The 18270-nt window shown below is 60.3% G+C and carries 15 protein-coding genes; 4 read left to right on the top strand and 11 right to left on the bottom strand.

What is annotated here, in order from left to right:
- Positions 1–115 precede the first annotated feature (115 nt).
- The 10 genes from ACA057_RS12790 to ACA057_RS12835 all read right to left on the bottom strand — a co-directional run bounded on the left by ACA057_RS12790 (position 116) and on the right by ACA057_RS12835 (position 13138).
- Positions 116–2071, bottom strand: coding sequence for an acetoacetate--CoA ligase (locus tag ACA057_RS12790; protein WP_497348820.1), 1956 nt, complete (start codon positions 2069–2071; stop codon positions 116–118).
- Positions 2072–2195: 124 nt separating this feature from the next.
- Positions 2196–2969 carry a 3-hydroxybutyrate dehydrogenase gene (hbdH, locus tag ACA057_RS12795; RefSeq protein WP_497348822.1) on the bottom strand — a complete coding sequence of 258 codons (774 nt, stop codon included), beginning with the start codon at positions 2967–2969 and terminating at the stop codon, positions 2196–2198.
- A 7-nt stretch (positions 2970–2976) separates the two neighbouring features.
- Complete coding sequence (locus tag ACA057_RS12800; protein ID WP_497348824.1) at positions 2977–4368, bottom strand: GntP family permease; 1392 nt, start codon at positions 4366–4368, stop codon at positions 2977–2979.
- 287 nt (positions 4369–4655) lie between these two features.
- Positions 4656–6071, bottom strand: a complete 1416-nt coding sequence (locus ACA057_RS12805; protein ID WP_497348826.1) for a sigma-54 interaction domain-containing protein — start codon at positions 6069–6071, stop codon at positions 4656–4658.
- Positions 6072–6195: 124 nt separating this feature from the next.
- Positions 6196–7767, bottom strand: coding sequence for an ABC transporter ATP-binding protein (locus tag ACA057_RS12810; RefSeq protein WP_497348828.1), 1572 nt, complete (start codon positions 7765–7767; stop codon positions 6196–6198).
- A 14-nt stretch (positions 7768–7781) separates the two neighbouring features.
- A complete protein-coding gene (locus ACA057_RS12815; RefSeq protein ID WP_497348830.1) occupies positions 7782–8804 on the bottom strand; it encodes an ABC transporter permease in 1023 nt (340 codons plus the stop codon).
- Positions 8804–9865 carry a microcin C ABC transporter permease YejB gene (locus ACA057_RS12820; RefSeq protein WP_401362722.1) on the bottom strand — a complete coding sequence of 354 codons (1062 nt, stop codon included), beginning with the start codon at positions 9863–9865 and terminating at the stop codon, positions 8804–8806. The genes ACA057_RS12815 and ACA057_RS12820 overlap by 1 nt, the downstream gene beginning before the upstream one ends.
- Positions 9865–11736, bottom strand: coding sequence for an extracellular solute-binding protein (locus ACA057_RS12825; RefSeq protein WP_497348832.1), 1872 nt, complete (start codon positions 11734–11736; stop codon positions 9865–9867). The genes ACA057_RS12820 and ACA057_RS12825 overlap by 1 nt, the downstream gene beginning before the upstream one ends.
- 132 nt (positions 11737–11868) lie before the next feature.
- On the bottom strand, positions 11869–12150 hold the full coding sequence (locus ACA057_RS12830) for a peptidylprolyl isomerase (RefSeq protein ID WP_059405911.1): 282 nt from the start codon (positions 12148–12150) through the stop codon (positions 11869–11871).
- 106 nt (positions 12151–12256) lie between these two features.
- On the bottom strand, positions 12257–13138 hold the full coding sequence (locus tag ACA057_RS12835; protein WP_497348835.1) for an esterase/lipase family protein: 882 nt from the start codon (positions 13136–13138) through the stop codon (positions 12257–12259).
- 338 nt (positions 13139–13476) lie between these two features.
- Here ACA057_RS12835 and ACA057_RS12840 point away from each other — a divergent pair, with 338 nt between their 5' ends.
- The gene (locus tag ACA057_RS12840) at positions 13477–14523 is read left to right on the top strand and encodes a hypothetical protein (RefSeq protein ID WP_497348837.1); all 1047 of its coding nucleotides are present in this window, start codon (positions 13477–13479) and stop codon (positions 14521–14523) included.
- A 49-nt stretch (positions 14524–14572) separates the two neighbouring features.
- On the opposite strand, the gene ACA057_RS12845 is transcribed toward ACA057_RS12840, so the two are convergent.
- Positions 14573–15661, bottom strand: a complete 1089-nt coding sequence (locus tag ACA057_RS12845) for a 3-deoxy-7-phosphoheptulonate synthase (RefSeq protein WP_497348839.1) — start codon at positions 15659–15661, stop codon at positions 14573–14575.
- 639 nt (positions 15662–16300) lie between these two features.
- Between ACA057_RS12845 and ACA057_RS12850 the strand changes: the two genes are divergently transcribed.
- The 3 genes from ACA057_RS12850 (at position 16301) to gacA (ending at position 18270) form a co-directional block, all read left to right on the top strand.
- Positions 16301–17059: a carbon-nitrogen hydrolase family protein gene (locus ACA057_RS12850; protein WP_497348841.1), complete on the top strand. Its 759-nt coding sequence runs from the start codon at positions 16301–16303 to the stop codon at positions 17057–17059.
- Positions 17059–17502 (top strand): GNAT family N-acetyltransferase, encoded by a 444-nt coding sequence (locus ACA057_RS12855; protein WP_497348843.1) that lies wholly within the window; start codon positions 17059–17061, stop codon positions 17500–17502. Before ACA057_RS12850 ends, ACA057_RS12855 begins: the two co-directional genes overlap by 1 nt.
- Positions 17503–17628: 126 nt before the next feature.
- The gene (gene gacA / locus ACA057_RS12860) at positions 17629–18270 is read left to right on the top strand and encodes a response regulator transcription factor GacA (protein WP_008015884.1); all 642 of its coding nucleotides are present in this window, start codon (positions 17629–17631) and stop codon (positions 18268–18270) included.

The following is an 18270-nucleotide window of genomic DNA, read 5'->3' on the forward strand; positions in this document are numbered from 1 at the left end:
TGATCAAAAATGTAGGAGCGAGCCTGCTCGCGAAGGCGCCGTGTCAGTCAACATTGATGTCGACTGACATACCGCTTTCGCGAGCAGGCTCGCTCCCACAGTAGAGCTGCGGCGTTCAGTCGTTTAGTTCGGGGCGGTTGCGAAATTGCTCCAGCGCTTCGGGATTGGCCAGTGCATCGGTGTTTTTCACTGTCTGCCCATGCACCACATTCCTTACGGCCAACTCAACCACCTTGCCGCTGATCGTCCGGGGAATGTCCGTCACCGCGACAATCTTCGCCGGCACGTGCCGTGGCGTGGTGTTGGCGCGAATCACCTGGCGAATCTGCGTTTGCAGCGCCTCGTCCAGTTCGACGCCGTCGCGCAAACGCACAAACAACACCACGCGCACGTCATCCTGCCATTGCTGACCGATGGCCACGCTGTCGATCACCTGCGCGACTTTTTCCACCTGACGGTAGATTTCCGCCGTGCCGATGCGTACGCCGCCGGGGTTGAGCACGGCGTCCGAGCGGCCGTGGATCATCATCCCGCCGTGGGGCAGTTGCTCAGCGTAATCCCCCTGGGCCCAGACCCCGGGAAACTGGCTGAAGTAAGACGCGCGCAGTTTTTCTCCGGTGGAGTCGTTCCACAGGCCGATGGGCATTGCCGGGAAGTGCCGGGTGCAAACCAGTTCGCCCTTTTCGCCGATGACCGGCCGGCCATCGTCATTCCACACCTCGACGGCCATGCCCAGGCTCTTGCCCTGGATTTCTCCTCGGCGAACCGCTTGCAACGGATTGCCGTTCACGAAGCACGAGACGATGTCGGTACCGCCGGACATCGACGCCAGGCACAGGTCGCTCTTGACGTCGCGGTAGACGTAATCGTAGCTCTGCGGCGACAGCGCGGAACCGGTGCACAGCAGGACGTTAAGGCTGTCCAGGTCATGGCTGTCGCGAGGCTTCACGCCATTGCTTTCCAGGGTCGCGAGGTATTTGGGGCTGGTGCCGAAGACGCTGATGCGTTCGTCGTCGATCAAGTCGATCAAGCGCTCGGGCCCCGGATGAAACGGTGAGCCGTCATACAGCACCACGGCGCTGCCCACCGCCAGGGCCGAGACCAGCCAGTTCCACATCATCCAGCCGCAAGTGGTGTAGTAGAACAAACGGTCGCCGGGGCCGAGACCGGAATGCAGGCCGTGTTCCTTGACGTGTTGCAACAGCACGCCGCCGGTGCTGTGGATGATGCATTTCGGCACGCCAGTGGTGCCGCTGGAATAGAGGATGTACAGCGGGTGGGCGAACGGTACTGCAACGAATTCCGGCTCGCCGCCCGGTTCGTAAAAATCATCCCAGAGCGTCACGTTGGCCACGGTGTGGAAATCTGTGATGTGCGCGTGGGGGCGGGCATAAGGCACGACGATCAACTGCTGCAAGGACGGCAGCCGTTCGAGGATTTCGTTGACCTTGGCGGTCTGATCGATCTCCTTGCCGGCATAACGATAACCGGCGCAGGTGATCAGCACCTTCGGTTCGATCTGGCCGAAACGGTCGATCACCCCTTGAGTGCCGAAGTCCGGCGAAGAACACGACCAGATCGCGCCCAGACTGGTGGTGCCGAGCATTGCCACAAGGGTTTGCCAGGTGTTCGGCATGCAGGCGGCGACACGGTCGCCAATGCCGACCCCGGCGGCGATCAGGCTGTTTTGAAAACCGGCGACGTGCTCGGCCAGTTCGGCCCAGGTCAAATGTTCGCGCTGGCCGTTCTCACCGATGGCCACCACGGCCACGGCATCGTCGCGGCGGCGCAGCAGGTGTTCGGCGAAGTTCAGGGTGGCGCCGGGGAACCACTCGGCACTGGGCATTTGCGCGCCTTCCACCAGCACCGCGTCGGGTTGGTCGTGAAAGCGGATGTCGAAGAAATCGACGATCGCCTGCCAAAAGGCTTCTCGCTGATCGATGGACCATTGATGCAGGGCAGGGTAGTCGTCGACGTGCAGATGGTGCCGCTGATTGATGAAGCGCCGAAAGGCCTCCATGCGGGTCTTGCCGATGCGCTGGGCGCTGGGTTGCCAGAGGATGTCGGACATGGCTTGCCTCTTGTTCTCTCTTCAGATCCATTCGCGGGCAAGCCACGCTCCCACAGGCGGGCGACACAAAACCTGTAGGAGCGAGGCTTGCCCGCGAAGAACGATAACGCGGTCTGACGGCTGATTACTGCGCCAACCACCCACCATCAATATTCCACGCCGCGCCCCGCACCTGGCTACCGGCTTCACTGCACAAAAACAGCACCAACTCGCCCAGCTGCGGCGGCGTCACGAATTCCAGGGACGGCTGCTTCTCGGCCAGCAAATCATGCTGCGCCTGCTGCGGATCGGTGCCCTTGGCAATGCGATCATCAATCTGCTTCTGCACCAGCGGCGTCAACACCCAACCTGGACAAATGGCGTTGCAGGTAACGTTGGTCGCGGCGGTTTCCAGCCCGACCACCTTGGTCAAGCCGATCACGCCATGCTTGGCCGCGACATACGCAGCCTTACCCGTTGAACCCACCAGGCCATGAACCGACGCGATGTTGATGATCCGACCCCAACCCTTGGCACGCATGCCCGGCAGACTCAAACGGGTGCTGTGGAACACCGACGACAGGTTGATCGCAATGATCGAGTCCCAGCGCTCGATCGGGAACTCGTCCACCGGCGCCACATGCTGGATGCCGGCGTTGTTCACCAGAATGTCTACGCCGCCGAATTCGCGTTCGGCGTAGGCGATCATCTCGGCGATCTGTTCAGGGTTGCTGACGTCGGCGGGATGATGGCCGACCTTGCCGCCGAACTGCTCGACCTCGGCAATCACCTTGGACGCGTCGCCGAAGCCGTTGAGGATCAAATTGGCCCCGGCCTTGGCCAGGCTGAGGGCGATGCCCAGGCCGATGCCGCTGGTAGAACCGGTGACCAGTGCGGTCTTGCCCGAAAGAGTCGTCATGTATACCTCACACAATGCCAGTGGCGTAGAAAGTACCGATCACCACAAAGACCGCCAGGGTCTTGATCAGCGTAATACAGAAAATGTCTTTGTAGGCCTCGCGATGGGTCAGGCCGGTGACCGCCAGCAAGGTAATCACCGCGCCGTTGTGCGGCAGGGTGTCCATGCCGCCACTGGCCATCGAGGCAACCCGGTGCAGCACTTCAAGCGGGATGTTGGCGGCATGCGCTGCGGCGATGAAGTCATTGGCCATGGCCGCCAGGGCGATGCTCATGCCGCCCGAGGCAGAACCGGTGATGCCGGCCAGCAGGGTCACGGTAATCGCTTCGTTGACCAGCGGATTGGGAATGCTCTTGAGCCAGTCGGCCAGTACCAGGAAGCCCGGCAGGGAAGCGATCACCGCACCAAAGCCGTATTCCGACGCGGTGTTCATCGCCGCCAGCAACGCGCCGCTGACCGCACTTCTGCTGCCTTCGGCGAGCTTGCCGCGAATCGCCTTGAAGCCGAACGCCAGCACCATGAGAATGCCGACCAGCAACGCGGCTTGAACGGCCCAGATCGCCGTGAGTTTGGCGATTTCGGTGGTCACCGGCGCGGCCATGCCCGGCAGCGCGAGGCTGTGGGTCTTGCCGTACCACTGAGGAATCCACTGGGTGAACAGCAGGTTCATGATGCCGACGGCCAGCAGTGGCGACACTGCAATCCACGGGTTCGGCAGCTTGATATCCGCAGCGGTTTCCGGCTCGTTGCGCAGTTCGGTGCCATACCCTTCGCCGGCGCGCTGAGCCTTGTTGCGCTGACGCTGGAGAAACAGCATGCCGGCGCAGAACACGAAAATCGCCCCGATCAAGCCCAGCCACGGCGCCGCCCAAGCGGTGGTGTTGAAGAAGGTGCTGGGGATGATGTTCTGGATTTGCGGGGTGCCGGGCAGGGCGTCCATGGTGAACGAGAACGCGCCGAGGGCAATGGTCGCCGGGATCAGGCGTTTGGGGATGTTGCTCTGGCGGAACATTTCCGCGGCAAACGGGTAGACCGCGAACACCACCACAAACAACGACACGCCGCCGTAGGTGAGCAGGGCGCAGACCAGCACGATCACTAGCATCGCCTGACGGGTGCCGAGCAGGCGAATCGCCGCCGCGACAATCGAGCGCGAGAAACCGGACAGCTCAATCAGCTTGCCGAACACCGCACCGAGCAGGAACACCGGGAAATACAGTTTGATGAAGCCGACCATTTTCTCCATGAACACCCCGGTAAACGCAGGGGCGACGGCGGAAGGGTCGGTGAGCAGCACGGCGCCGAGGGCGGCAATCGGGGCAAAAAGGATAACGCTGTAGCCACGGTAAGCCGCGAGCATTAGCAGCGTGAGTGCTGCCAAGGCAATGATCACACTCATGGTGTGTCTCCTGGATTGTTATTTTTGTAGGGTGGATCTGTTGTGGGTGGGGGCTTTAGCGAGATTCGTGCCATGCATGCAACATGTTGAAATATAAGGATATTTTTATTTATTCAGGTTGATTTTAGGAAATTTGTCTCTGTTGTGAGACTTGCATGGATAGGGATCGCCTCTTCGCGAGCAAGACCGCTCCCACATTTGACCGCATTCTTCTGCACGACTCGGTAGAAATGTGGGAGCGGGCTTGCTCGCGAATGGCCTGTCTGCCAATGGAGATTAATGTCTCTTTACGGAGACTCGGCAATCCCCAACGCCACCATCTTCTTGTACAACGTCGACCGCCCCAGCCCCAACCGCGCCGCCGCTTCAATCACCTTCCCCCCGCATTGCGCCAAGGCCGATTCAATCAGCTGCCGATCAAACCGCTCCCGCGCCTCACTGAACGTTTCATGCGCAACCGGCTCGACATTCAGGGGCGCCACACGCTCCACCGGGGTAAACGTACCAATCGCCGCACGAATATCCCCCGCGTTCAACATCAGGTCATCACTGAGCAACGCCGCCCGCTCCAGCACATTTCGCAATTCACGAATATTCCCCGGCCAGGCGTGTTGGCCCAGCAGGTCCAGGGCTTCGCGGTTCAGTTCATGCTGGCTGCGCAGTTCCTCAAGAATCGCTTCACTGAGTGCTGGCAGGTCGTCGAGGCGATCGCGCAGCGGCGGTACCTGGATCGGCAACACGTTGAGGCGGTAATACAAGTCGGCGCGAAATTCGCCGCGTTTGATCGCCGCCTCCAGATCAGTAGAGGTTGCGGCAATCACGCGCACGTCGCTCTGAATCACTTCATTGGAGCCCACCGGCTCGAATTCCTTTTCCTGCAAAACCCGCAGCAGTTTGCTTTGCAAGGGCAGCGGCATGTCGCCGATTTCATCGAGGAACAACGTACCGCCCTGGGCAATCTGCAACTTGCCCACCCGGCCCTTGCGGTCCGCGCCGGTAAACGCGCCCGGGGCCGTGCCGAAGAATTCCGCTTCCAGCAGCGACTCGGGAATCGCCGCGCTGTTGATGCTGACAAAGGCTTTGTGCGCGCGTGGCGAAGCGCCGTGGATCGCCTGGGCCAACAGTTCCTTGCCGGTGCCGGTTTCACCGAGCAGCAACACCGGCGATTCGGCGCTGGCACTGCGTCGGGCGCGGCGTTTGACTTCCAGGCTGGCGGCGCTGGTGCCAATGAAGTGGGCGAAGTTGTATTTGGTCTGCCGCGAGCGCAGCAGCGAGCGGGTGGACGCCAGTTCTTCCTGCATGCTCATGTAGCGCTTGAGCATCGGCGACAGGCTGCGCAATTCGTCGAACAGCGCAAAACCGATGGCGCCGATCACCACGCCGGCATCGTCGTGAATCGGCAGGCGCATGACCACCAGCGGTTCTTTGGAGGTGTCCTGCATGTCGAGCAAAATGGGCCGGCCGGTGCGCACCACCTCACGCAACAGACTGCCGGGGATCACGCTTTCGCAAGCCTTGCCGATCGCCACTTCGGCCGACTCCAGGCCGAAGCGCCGGGCATAGCGTTCGTTCATCCAGACGATATTGGCATCACGATCGACAATCACCGTGCCTTCACTCGACTGCTCAATGATCTCGAACAACGAACGGATCGCCAGCAGGCGAACGCGCTGGTAGTCCTTGAGGCTTTCGGTGGTGTTCATGGAGGCTGATCCTGATTGTTTGTTGCTGGTGCGGGCGCCTTCGCGGGCAAGCCTCGCTCCTACGGGTCGAGGTGATTTGTAGGAGCGAGGCTTGCCCGCGAAGGCCGCGACTCGGTTCAATGGCCTACGCTGGATGCGCCGCCGCCAACAGCTCTTTGGTGTACGGATGCTGCGGCGAATCGAATACGTCGTGACTGGCGCCGCGTTCCACCACTTTGCCGTCCTTGATCACGATCATGTCGTGAGCCAGGGCGCGCACCACCGCCAGATCGTGACTGATAAACAGGTACGTGAGGCCGTGTTTTTCCTGAAGCTGGCGGAGCAGGGCGACCACTTGTTTTTGCACCGTGCGATCCAGCGCCGAGGTCGGTTCGTCGAGCAGGATCAGCGCCGGTTTCAACACCAGCGCCCGAGCGATGGCGATGCGTTGGCGCTGGCCGCCAGAGAACTCGTGAGGGTAACGATGGCGGCTTTGCGGGTCGAGGCCGACTTCTTCGAGTGCCCGAATCACTTCAGCCTTGCACTCGTCAGCGGTTAACTGGCTATGCACCTCAAGGCCTTCACTGATGATCTGTGCCACGGACATTCGTGGGCTGAGGCTGCCGAACGGGTCCTGGAACACCACCTGCATCTTCTTGCGCCACGGCCGCAACTGCTTTTGCGTCAAGCCGTCCAGCGCCGCACCCTGAAAACGAATGCGGCCTTCGGAATCGAGCAAACGCAGGATCGCCTGACCCAGCGTCGACTTGCCGGAACCGGATTCGCCGACGATGCCCAACGTTTTGCCGCGCTGGATGTTCAGGCTGATACCGTCCACGGCCGTCAGGTAGGTCTTGCGCTGGAACAACCCGCCACCGAGGGCGAACTGCACCCGCAAATTGTCCACTTCCAGCACGTTTTCGCGTTCGTCCCGGGGCAGGGCTTCACCTTCTGGCTCGGCGTTCAGCAGCACGCAGCTGTAAGGGTGTTTCGGCTCCGTAAACAGTACCTCGCAAGGCGCCTGCTCGACGATTTCCCCGGCCTTCATCACGCACACCCGTTGGGCGATGCTGCGCACCAGATTGAGGTCGTGACTGATCAGCAGCAGCGACATGCCGAGCCGCTGCTGCAGGGATTTGAGCAACAGCAGGATCTTGCGCTGCACCGTCACGTCCAGCGCCGTGGTCGGTTCGTCGGCGATCAGCAACTCCGGCTCGCAGGCCAGGGCCATGGCGATCATCACCCGTTGGCGCTGACCACCGGACAATTGATGGGGATAGGCCTTGAGGCGTTCCTTGGGTTTCTGAATGCCCACCAGGTGCAGTAATTCGAGAATTCGCGCCTGCGCCGCTTTACCGGCCAGGCCCTTGTGCAGCAGCAGCGTTTCGCCGATCTGCTTTTCGATGCTGTGCAGCGGATTGAGGGAGGTCATCGGCTCCTGAAAGATCATCGCGATCCGGTTGCCGCGCAACTCGCGCAGCACCTTGGCCTCGGCACCCACCAGTTCCTTGCCGCGATAGCGAATGCTGCCGGTGGTTTCGGTGCCGGTCTCGGGCAGCAGTTGCAGGATCGAGTGGGCGGTCACCGATTTGCCGGAACCCGACTCGCCCACCAGCGCCAGGCATTCGCCCGGGCGGATGTCCAGGCACAGCTTGCGCACCACGGCCTGGCCGTTGAAGGCCACGCTGAGGTCACGGATTTCGATCAGGTTAGTCATATCAACAGTCCGCGTCATGATCGTGGGTCAAAGGCATCACGCAACGCCTCGCCGATAAACACCAGTAAAGAAAGAATCAGCGCCAGGGTGAAAAACGCCGTCAGCCCCAGCCATGGCGCTTGCAGGTTTTGCTTGCCCTGACCGATCAACTCACCCAGCGAGGCACTGCCGGCGGGCATGCCGAAACCGAGGAAGTCTAGTGCAGTCAGCGTGGAAATGGCGCCGGTCAGAATGAACGGCAGATAACTCAGGGTCGCGTTCATCGCGTTGGGCAGGATATGCCGCACGATGACTTTGCGGTCGCTCAGGCCCAATGCCCGCGCCGCTTTGACGTATTCCAGGTTGCGCCCGCGCAGAAACTCGGCACGCACCACGTCCACCAGGGCCAGCCAGGAAAACAGCGCCATGATCCCCAGCAACCACCAGAAATTCGGCTCGACAAACCCCGACAGGATGATCAGCAGGTACAGCACCGGCAGCCCCGACCAGACTTCCAGCAAGCGCTGGCCGATCAGGTCAACCCAACCGCCGTAATAGCCTTGCAGCGCACCGGCAGCGATACCGATCAGCGCGCTGACAAAGGTCAGCATCAAGGCAAACAGGATCGATACCCGTGCGCCGAAGATCACCCGGGCCAACACGTCGCGAGCCTGGTCGTCCGTGCCCAGCCAATTCACCTTCGAGGGTGGGCTCGGTGCCGGTTTGTTCAGGTCATAGTTGGGTGTGTCGTCGCTGAAAGGAATCGGCGGGAACAGCAACCAGCCGCCATCTTTTTTGATCAGCTTCTGCACATAGTCACTGCGGTAGTCGGCCTGGAACGGCAGCTGCCCGCCGAACTCCTGTTCGGTGTAGCGCTTGAGGGCCGGGAAGTACAGCGAGCCCTGGTAGCTGACGATCAGCGGCTTGTCGTTGGCGATCAGTTCGCCGCCGAGGGACAACACGAACAGGCCGACAAACAACCACAGCGACCACCAGCCACGACGGTTTTTCTTGAAGCGTTCGAAACGCCGACGGCCTAACGGCGAGAGCTTGAACATCAGGCGTTCCTCGCGGCGAAGTCGATACGCGGGTCGACCAGGGTGTAGCACAGGTCGCCAACCAGTTTTATCAGGAGGCCGAACAGCGTGAAGATGAACAGCGAGCCGAACACCACCGGATAGTCCCGCGAAACCGCCGCTTCGTAACTCATGCGACCCAGGCCGTCGAGGGAGAAAATCACTTCGATCAGCAACGAACCGGCGAAAAACACGCTGATGAACGCCTGGGGAATGCCCGACACCACCAGCAGCATGGCATTGCGAAACACATGGCCGTACAACACTCGACGCTCGCTCAAGCCCTTGGCACGGGCGGTGACCACGTACTGGCGGGTGATTTCATTGAGGAACGAGTTTTTGGTCAGGATAGTCAGCGTGGCGAAACCACCGATCACCAGCGCCGTCACCGGCAGGACCAGGTGCCAGAAGTAATCGGCGATTTTGCCCACGGTCGACAGCGAGTCGAAGTTGTCCGAGACCAACCCGCGCACCGGGAACCAGTTCAGCGAAGTGCCGCCGGCGAATACCACGATCAGGAACATCGCAAACAGGAACGCCGGCATGGCGTAGCCGATGATGATCGCGGTGCTGCTCCAGATATCGAAGTGGCTGCCGTGGTGCACGGCTTTGCGGATGCCCAAGGGAATCGACACCAGATAAGTGATCAGCGTCGCCCAGAGCCCGAGGGAAATGGTCACCGGCATTTTTTCGAGAATCAGGTCAGTGACGGTGGCGCCACGGAAGAAACTCTTGCCGAAGTCCAGGCGCGCGTAACTCTTGAGCATCAGCCACAGGCGTTCGGGTGCCGGTTTGTCGAAGCCGTACTGTTTTTCGATCTCCTTGATCAGTTGCGGATCGAGGCCGCGACTGGCCCGTGAGGTGCCGGACATGGTCTCGCTGGAACCGCCACCGACACTGGCGCCGCCAATGCCTTGCAGGTGCGCGATGGCCTGTTCCACCGGTCCGCCCGGCGCGGCCTGAACGATGATGAAGTTGACCAGCAGAATGATCACCAGCGTCGGAATGATCAGCAGCAAACGCCGCAGTATATACGCCCACATCAGTGCGGCCCTCCGGGTTTGCCACGGCGGATTTTCTCGGCGGTCATCTGTTGGTTGGTCAATGGCGTGGTGCTCATTTCCCACCAGCTCTCGATGGCTTCGTCATTGCTCGCCTGCACGTTCGGTATGCCGAAGCGATTCCACCACACGGTGGAGGTACCCGGCGGGTAATAGTTGGGAATCCAGTAGTAGTTCCATTGCAGCACCCGGTCCAGCGCGTGGGCATAGCGCAGCATGTCGGCCTGGGTGGTCGCGCGGATCAGCCCGGCGATCAAGGTGTCCACGGCCGGGTTTTTCAGCACCATGTAGTTGTTGGCACCGGGATCGGTGGCCGAGACCGAGCCGAAGTAATTGAGTAGTTCGCTGCCGGGCGAGGTGGTGACCGGGTAGCCGGTGACGATCATGTCGTAGTCGCGGCTCATCAGGCGATTGACGTACTGCGACGAATCGATGCGGCGGATGTTCAGGTCGATGCCGATCTGCTTGAGGGTGCGCTTATAAGGCAGCAGTAACCGGTCCATGCCGTTCTGGCTGACCAGGAACGTGAAGCTCAGCGGTTTGCCTTCGGCGTTGACCAGTTGATCACCTTTGGGTTTCCAGCCCGCCTGTTCGAGCAGGTCGAGGGCCTGCAACTGTTTGTCGCGAATCAGGCCGCTGCCATCGGTTTTCGGGGCTTCGAAGACCTTGGTAAAGACTTCATCGGGAATTTGCCCGCGCAAAGGGTCGAGAATCGCCAGCTCGGCGGCGTCCGGCAATTGTCGGGCGGCGAGGTCGGTGTTGGAAAAGAAGCTCTGCTGGCGGATGTACATGTCGCGCATCATCTGCCGGTTGCTCCACTCGAAATCCCAGAGCATCACCAGCGCCTGGCGGACCCGGCGGTCCTGGAACATCGGGTTTTGCAAGTTGAAGACAAAACCCTGGGCCGGTTGTGGCGCCTCTTTTGCCAAGTGGGACTTTTGCAGGCGGCCGTCGCTCAACGCCGGACTGTCGTAGCCGATGGAGTAACCGGTGGCGGAAAACTCGCGGTTGTAGTCGTAGGCACCGCCGCGCAGCACCTGGCGCGCCACGTCGGTGTCGCCGAAGTACTCAATGCTGAAACGATCGAAATTGTAGAGGCCGCGGCTCACCGGCAAATCCTTGCCCCACCAGTCGGCGTTGCGTTCGAAGGTGATGCTGCGCCCGGAGTCGACCTTGCCCACTTTGTACGGGCCGCTACCCAGTGGCGGTTCGTAACCGCCGCCACCGGCGAAGTCGCGGGTCTTCCACCAATGCTCGGGAAACACCGGCAAGGTTGCGATGTCCAGCGGCAGGGTGCGGTTTTCGTTGTTCTTGAAATCGAAACGAATGGTCCGTGGCGACTCCACTTCGACGCCTTTGACGTCGGCGAACTGGGTGCGATAACGCAGGCTGCCCTGGGTCATCAGCAAGTCGAAGGTGTAGCGCACGTCTTCGGCGGTGATCGGCTTGCCGTCGGCAAAACGGGCCTTGGGGTTGAGGTAGAAACGCAGGGACAGACCGTCCTCGGAGCGCTCCATCTGCTGCGCCACCAGACCATACACCGTGTAAGGCTCGTCCAGCGAACGCTGGGCCAGGGGCGAGTAGAGCAGGCCGTCGATCTGCGTGACGCCAATGCCCTTGTCGATGTACGGCAGCATATGGTCGAAGTGCCCGATCTCGATCGCCGAGCGCCGCATCGTGCCGCCCTTGGGGGCTTGCGGATTGGTGTAGGCAAAGTGACTGAAGCCGGCAGGGTACTTCGCCGGTTCGCCGTACACGGTCATCGCGTGTTGCGGTGCAGCAGCATTCACACCAGCGGCGCCCAATAACAGCGCTACGGCAGTGAACAATAAAGTAGGGAAAGCCAGTCGCATTGTCAGCCTTAGAGCCGGGTGGTCGTTAACCACAATTTGTACGCTAGCGGCGCGTCCCTCGCCAGCCGTATACGTAACAGAAACACAACGGCCCACCAAAAGGCGGGCCGTTATGCAAAGTGCAGGCGTTGATCAGTCCTGACGGCTGGTCACTTCCAGCAGGTGGTAACCGAACTGGGTCTTGACCGGGCCTTGCACCACGTTGAGCGGTGCGCTGAAGACCACGGTGTCGAACTCCTTGACCATCTGACCCGGACCGAACGAACCCAGATCACCGCCCTGGCGGCTCGAAGGGCACGTAGAGTTGGCTTTGGCGACTTCGGCGAAATCGGCGCCGCCTTCGATTTGGGCCTTCAATTCGTTGCACTTGGCTTCGCTGGCAACCAGGATGTGACGGGCAGTGGCTTTAGCCATGGAAAAATACTCCTTTCAATGTTCGTTAAAGTGCTGAGCCTACCGGATTCAGTGGTCTATTTCTCCTCAAAGTTCCGTCCACATCGCGTGGTCAGGATGGCGTTGCTTATAAACCGGCCTTTTTCAAGCGTTCGGCGTGTTGCACGTACAGCTCAATCGGGTCGACACCTTTTCGCTCCCGGCCGGTTGTCTGGCCGAGGCTGTCCAGATGATCCATCGGATAGTCGGAGCGAATCACTTTGCCCAGGTGGGAGCTGTAGCGGCCGACCATGCCGTCATTCTGTTCGGCTTCGGTGGTGAAATATCGGGAAAAGGCTCGGGACAAAGCGTGCAGCGGATCGAGTGCATTGAGTCCGTCGTCGAGGCTGTTCCCCTGCAAGGTGCCGCTCCAGGAGTAGTAGCGCACACCGTTGACCAGCTCACGCCCCTTGCCACCCCAGCTTTTTGGCAGCGCCTGGGGGTATTTGTCATTGAACGCGCCTACACCTTCAGTCGTCAGGCTGTTCAGCGCCGCAATGGCGTTTTGCGGCAGATCTCGATTGCCGCTGAGCAACGACAGAAAGTCGGCGAACAAGGTGGCAACCGTCTCGGCGACATGTTCCGGCAGGCGTCCGGGTATCAGGGCCTTGCGCAGGAAGTCGGCCAGTTCCGAGCCGTGGTTCGGTCCGCTGACCGACGTCACCGAAGCGACGATGTCTGGCGCAACCGCTGCCGCATAACGCGCAGCGAGTGCGCCTTGACTGTGACCGATCAGGTTGACTTTTTTTGCACCGGTCCCTTCCAGTACCCGTTCGATCTGCGCCAGCAGTTGGTCACCGCGAACTTCGTTGCTATGGGTAGCCGACAGGTGGGGAACGAACACCCTGGCACCGGCACATCTCAGGGCTTGTTTGACGTCCTGGAACAGCTCGATGTGGCCGATGCGATCGAAGCCGAAGAGCCCGTGAACCAACAGGATTGGGGAGTGAGTGCTTGCATTCCGTTGCATGTTTATACCTTTTCTCAGGAGTTCGAAGTGTGTGCCAGGGGCTCACTCTAAAACACTCCGGCGTTGAGGCGATGTCTGAAGAATCCGCTGTAACTTGATGAAAGCGGAATAGAAAGCGTATGAAAAGTCGGAACTGGATGAGGTCTTGGTCGGAATGTCCCGACATCTTTTCGTCGAGTTCCAGGCCCTTTCGAGCAATGGCCTACCTGGCGAATGGCATTTGTCCGTGCGCCCCGAAGCACTCACCTGACATCGCAGATCATGCCCATGGGGTTCAATAGGCTTCATTCGATGCGGCCTTTCGAGGTGGCGTTTATTCCAAGGACTGGAGCGTTTGAATGACTACCCATGAAGCAGAGACCCAAACCGTTGTAAGCCAATCCATGCCCGTGCTGGATCAGGCGCAAAACGGGATGCTGGACCCCTCTGAAAGAAAAGCCATTATCAAGGTCAAGCCTTATCCGGGCATGGCCTGCGGAGACAAATTGCGCTTGTCCTGGGCGGGGCTGGACGTTGACGGCATTGCTTACCAGCATGAAGTGTCGCGTTTTGTCAGTGAGGGGCAGGTGGCCCAGGAGATCGTCTTCAGCGTGCCCGCCGTGCACATCGGCGCCCTCGACGGTGGTTCGCTGGAGGTTTTTTACACGCTCCAGAGTGCGCGGCTGCCTGAACCTGTGCAGTCCCGACGTTTGCAACTTGACGTTGGCGATGCCAGGCCCGACTTGCTGCCTGCAATCGTTAACGATGCCGTAGGCGGCACGCTCGATCCCGAGAGGGTAGTGGAAGGCGCGCTTGTCACCCTCAAGCCCTACGCCCGTATGGCGATTGGCGACAAGGTTTTGTTGTCTTGGGCGGGTGTTACACCCGAGGCGAGCCTCGATGACGCGTTAATCGTCGAGTCCTTTGCGATAGGCGGGGACCTGTCGTTCTGGATAAGCCCGGACTGCATTGCGCCGAACCTTGGGTCCACTGCCACCGTCAGCTATTGCGTGGTACAGGACGGACAAGCCCCCCGTTACTCGGAGCCCGCGCGATTGTTGATCGGGCCTTTGCAGCGCGGCCCCTTGTTGGCGCCCGAAGTGCTTGAGGCCGAAGAAGGCAGGCTGGATCTGCAAGACGCAATGGATGGTGTAACCGTTGTCATCAATGACGCCCAGGCGGAAGAAGGGGAACTGGTCTACCTGAAATGCGACTGCGACTATTTCAGTCACCGCGATGATCGCGACATCACCCGGGAAATGGCCGGGCAGCCGCTGGTGTTTATCGTGCCCTACAGATTTTGGCGCGAGCATCGAGACTTGACCGTCCGGGTCGCCTACTCGGTGGAGCGGCTGGACGATGTCAGTCAGAATTCCGAAGTGACGTTGGTGCAGGTGCAGTCTTAACCAGTGGTCGTCACCCACCCGTCCTCGATTGAGGTCGGGTGGGTGTTGGTCATGCTGGCTGTTGAACGCTGTTTTGTGCGCGCAGCCGTTCCGCCGCCTGGCGCAACAATTCTTCCGTCCCGGTCCAGCCAAGGCAGCCATCGGTGACCGACACGCCGTAACGCAGCGATGGGCTCAGCGGTTGGCAACCTTCGAACAGATGACTTTCGATCATCATGCCGATCAGCGATCGATCGCCTTGCAGGCGCTGTTCAAGCACGTCGTTGAATACTGCTGGTTGACGCGACGGGTCTTTGCCGCTGTTGGCGTGGCTGCAGTCGACCATGATTCGGGCCGGGATTTTCAGTTTGGTCAGGTCGCTGTGCACTTGGGCGACGCTGTCGCGGTCGTAGTTCGGCCCGCGATGGCCGCCGCGCAGTACCAGGTGAGTGTCGGCATTGCCTGGCGTTTGAATGATCGCGGGATGACCCTGGCTATCGACACCGAAGTGACGATGGGGATGGGCCGCCGAGCGCATGGCGTCACTGGCAACGCCGACGCCGCCATCGGTGCCGTTCTTGAAACCGACCGGCATGCTCAGGCCGCTGGCCATTTCCCGGTGGATTTGCGATTCGGTGGTGCGGGCGCCAATGGCTACCCAGCTCAGCAGATCGTCGAAGTAGCCGGCCGCCATCGGTTGCAGCAGCTCGGTGGCAATCGGTAGCCCGAGTCGGAGCATTTCGCGCATCAGCTCACGGGACAAGGTCAGGCCGCCGGCCATGTCGTCGCTGCCATCCAGGTGCGGATCGTAGGCCAGGCCTTTCCAGCCGACGGTGGTACGGGGCTTTTCGACGTAGGCGCGCATGACCAGGAGCATTTCATCGCTGACTTCGGCGGCCAGGCGGGCAAGGTTGCCGGCGTATTCAAGGGCAGATTGCGGATCGTGAATCGAGCACGGGCCGACGATGACCAGCAGACGGGCGTCTTCACCGTTGAGGATCGCGCGAACCGCTTGGCGGTGGGCGGCGACTTGCTGGTTGAGGGCGTTGCTGAGTGGCAGTTGCTGCTTGAGTTGCAATGAGCTGGGCAGACGCAGGGTCAGCGCTTCATTGGCAGGGCTCAGGGTGGACAGCGGCAGAGCAGAGACGGACGAGTTCATATTCGGGCTTCCTGGGCTGGCGGCGGGTTCGTTCCCGCGCGCTCGGCCCTACTGGGGTGTTCGACAATTGGCCGGATTGGCTGCGTGTGTGTGCTTGCCACCTGTGGGTGACCGATCGGAGGCGGCAGGCTGTCCCGAGCGGAGGCTGGTAAATCGCCAGGCGGTAAAACTGTCGTGACGGTAATAAGTGGCGTAGTTCATGGGGTGAATCCTCAAATTGTCTGGTTGTTGCTGAAAATGTATGCGGGTAAATCCAGGGCGCTGAAAAAACAAAACCCCCGGTCGGGAGGCCGACCGGGGGTTGAGAATTCTCTGGTGGCGACCCGTTTTATGTGGGCGCCGTGTGGGTATCAGGCGCGCCAGTGGCTAAACCAATACCCAAAATAAAAGCTGACCGGAGCACAAACGTCATTCACCCGGGCAGCCGCAACCGAGCGCAGGACGCTGGCGGTACGAAGCTGTGAGAGGGCGTTGAACATGGTCTGTCTCCGATGGATGCGCCGAGCTTACTAGAGGCGGGTACACGGATTCAATCAGAAAATGCTATCGATCATCGACGGTGTTTTCTATCGCTTGAGTGCGTCGCCGGTTGTGACACACTTGGTTTTTCGCTTATGTACACCGTCACAAGGACGAATCATGACGCCACTGACCATAGCCGCCGCTCAATCGATCTCCATCGCCGGTGACCTTGCCGCCAACATCGCCTGGCATCAACACTTCATCCAGGTGGCCGCTGAGCAAGGCGTGCATTTGCTGGTGTTCCCGGAGCTGTCGTTGACCGGCTACGAGCGCGGGCTTGCGGCCCTGTTGGCCATTGCGCCGGACGCATCCGTGCTGCAACCGCTGCGCGATGTTGCGCGGGAAGTCGGCGTGACCGCTGTTGTCGGGATGCCGATTCGCCTGTCGGACGATTCACCGGTATTGATTGGCGCACTGGTGTTGGGCGCCGACGGTTCGCTGGGGATTTACAGCAAACAACATTTGCACCCAGGCGAGGAGGTTGCGTTTGCACCGGGCACCGGCGGTTCGACGCTGACAATCGGCGCCGACACGGTCGCTTTGGCGGTGTGTGCGGATTTCTCTCACGCCAGTCATGCGGCTGCGGCGGCGCAGCAAGGCGCTGACCTTTATGCCGCAGGCGTACTGATCACGGAAAACGGCTACGCTGCGGATACGGCGTTGTTGCAAGGCTATGCCCATTCTCACTCAATGGCGGTCCTGATGGCCAACCATGGCGGTGCAACGGGTGGCTGGGAGTCAGCAGGGCGCAGTGCAATCTGGGCGTCGGACGGTTCATTGATTGCCGCCGCACCGGGTACCGGTAACGTGATGGTCGTCGCTCGACGCAACGCTGACGGCTGGAAGGGGCAAATAGTGGAGGTTTCGCAGGGGTGATGGTCTTTGATTTACGCCCGGCGACATCCCGGGACCTCGACTTCGCCCGTGAGCTGACGCGCAGCAACATGCTGCGCTATTACATACAACACGATCTGCTGTGGCAGGACGAAGGGTTCGATGTCGGCTGGGCCGGGCGCGAGAACTGGCTGATTGTGAGTGGCAGTACCGTGCTGGGCTTTTTCAGTCTGAGTCGTGACGCCAAAGCCCTGTACATCCGCGAACTGCACGTCCTCGAAGCGTTTAGAGGCCAGGGCGCGGGTTCCTGGGCGATCGATCAGGTATTGGCCATGACGTGCAGGGAAAGGCGTCCGGCAATGCGTTTGACGGTTTTTGAAAACAACCCGGCGCGAGCGTTGTATGAGCGAAAGGGACTGAAGGTGGTCGGCACGGACGAGTGTTTCCTGAGAATGCAGCGCGATGTCGGTGACCAGCATCCCTGAAACACGCATACGCCAAGCCTTTCAAGAACTTTGAAACTTTTTATATGACGCTTGCCGCTAGGTCTGCCAGTCGCTTTTTGCTAAGGTGTCGGGCAACTGAATATGACCATATCGCGAGGTGTCTGCTTGATTAGGGTGCTAGTGGTCGATGACCATGATCTCGTTCGTACAGGCATTACACGAATGCTGGCTGACATCGATGGCCTGCAAGTAGTCGGCCAGGCCGAGTCAGGTGAAGAGTCCCTGCTCAAGGCGCGTGAATTGAAACCCGATGTGGTACTGATGGACGTCAAGATGCCCGGCATCGGCGGTCTTGAAGCCACGCGCAAATTATTGCGCAGCCATCCGGACATTAAAGTCGTCGCGGTCACTGTGTGCGAAGAAGATCCGTTCCCTACACGACTGTTGCAGGCGGGGGCCGCCGGTTATCTGACCAAGGGGGCTGGACTTCCGGAAATGGTCCAGGCCATTCGCCTGGTATTTGCCGGGCAACGCTACATCAGCCCGCAGATTGCGCAGCAGCTGGCGATCAAGTCCTTCCAGCCGACCAACGATTCGCCGTTCGATGCGCTGTCCGAGCGGGAGATCCAGATCGCGCTGATGATTGTCGGCTGCCAGAAAGTCCAGATCATTTCCGACAAGCTTTGCCTGTCGCCAAAAACCGTGAACACTTACCGTTACCGCATTTTCGAAAAGCTTTCGATCAGCAGTGATGTCGAGCTGACGCTGTTGGCGGTTCGTCACGGCATGGTCGATGCCAGCCTCTGA

Source organism: Pseudomonas sp. LBUM1661, assembly GCF_059695925.1.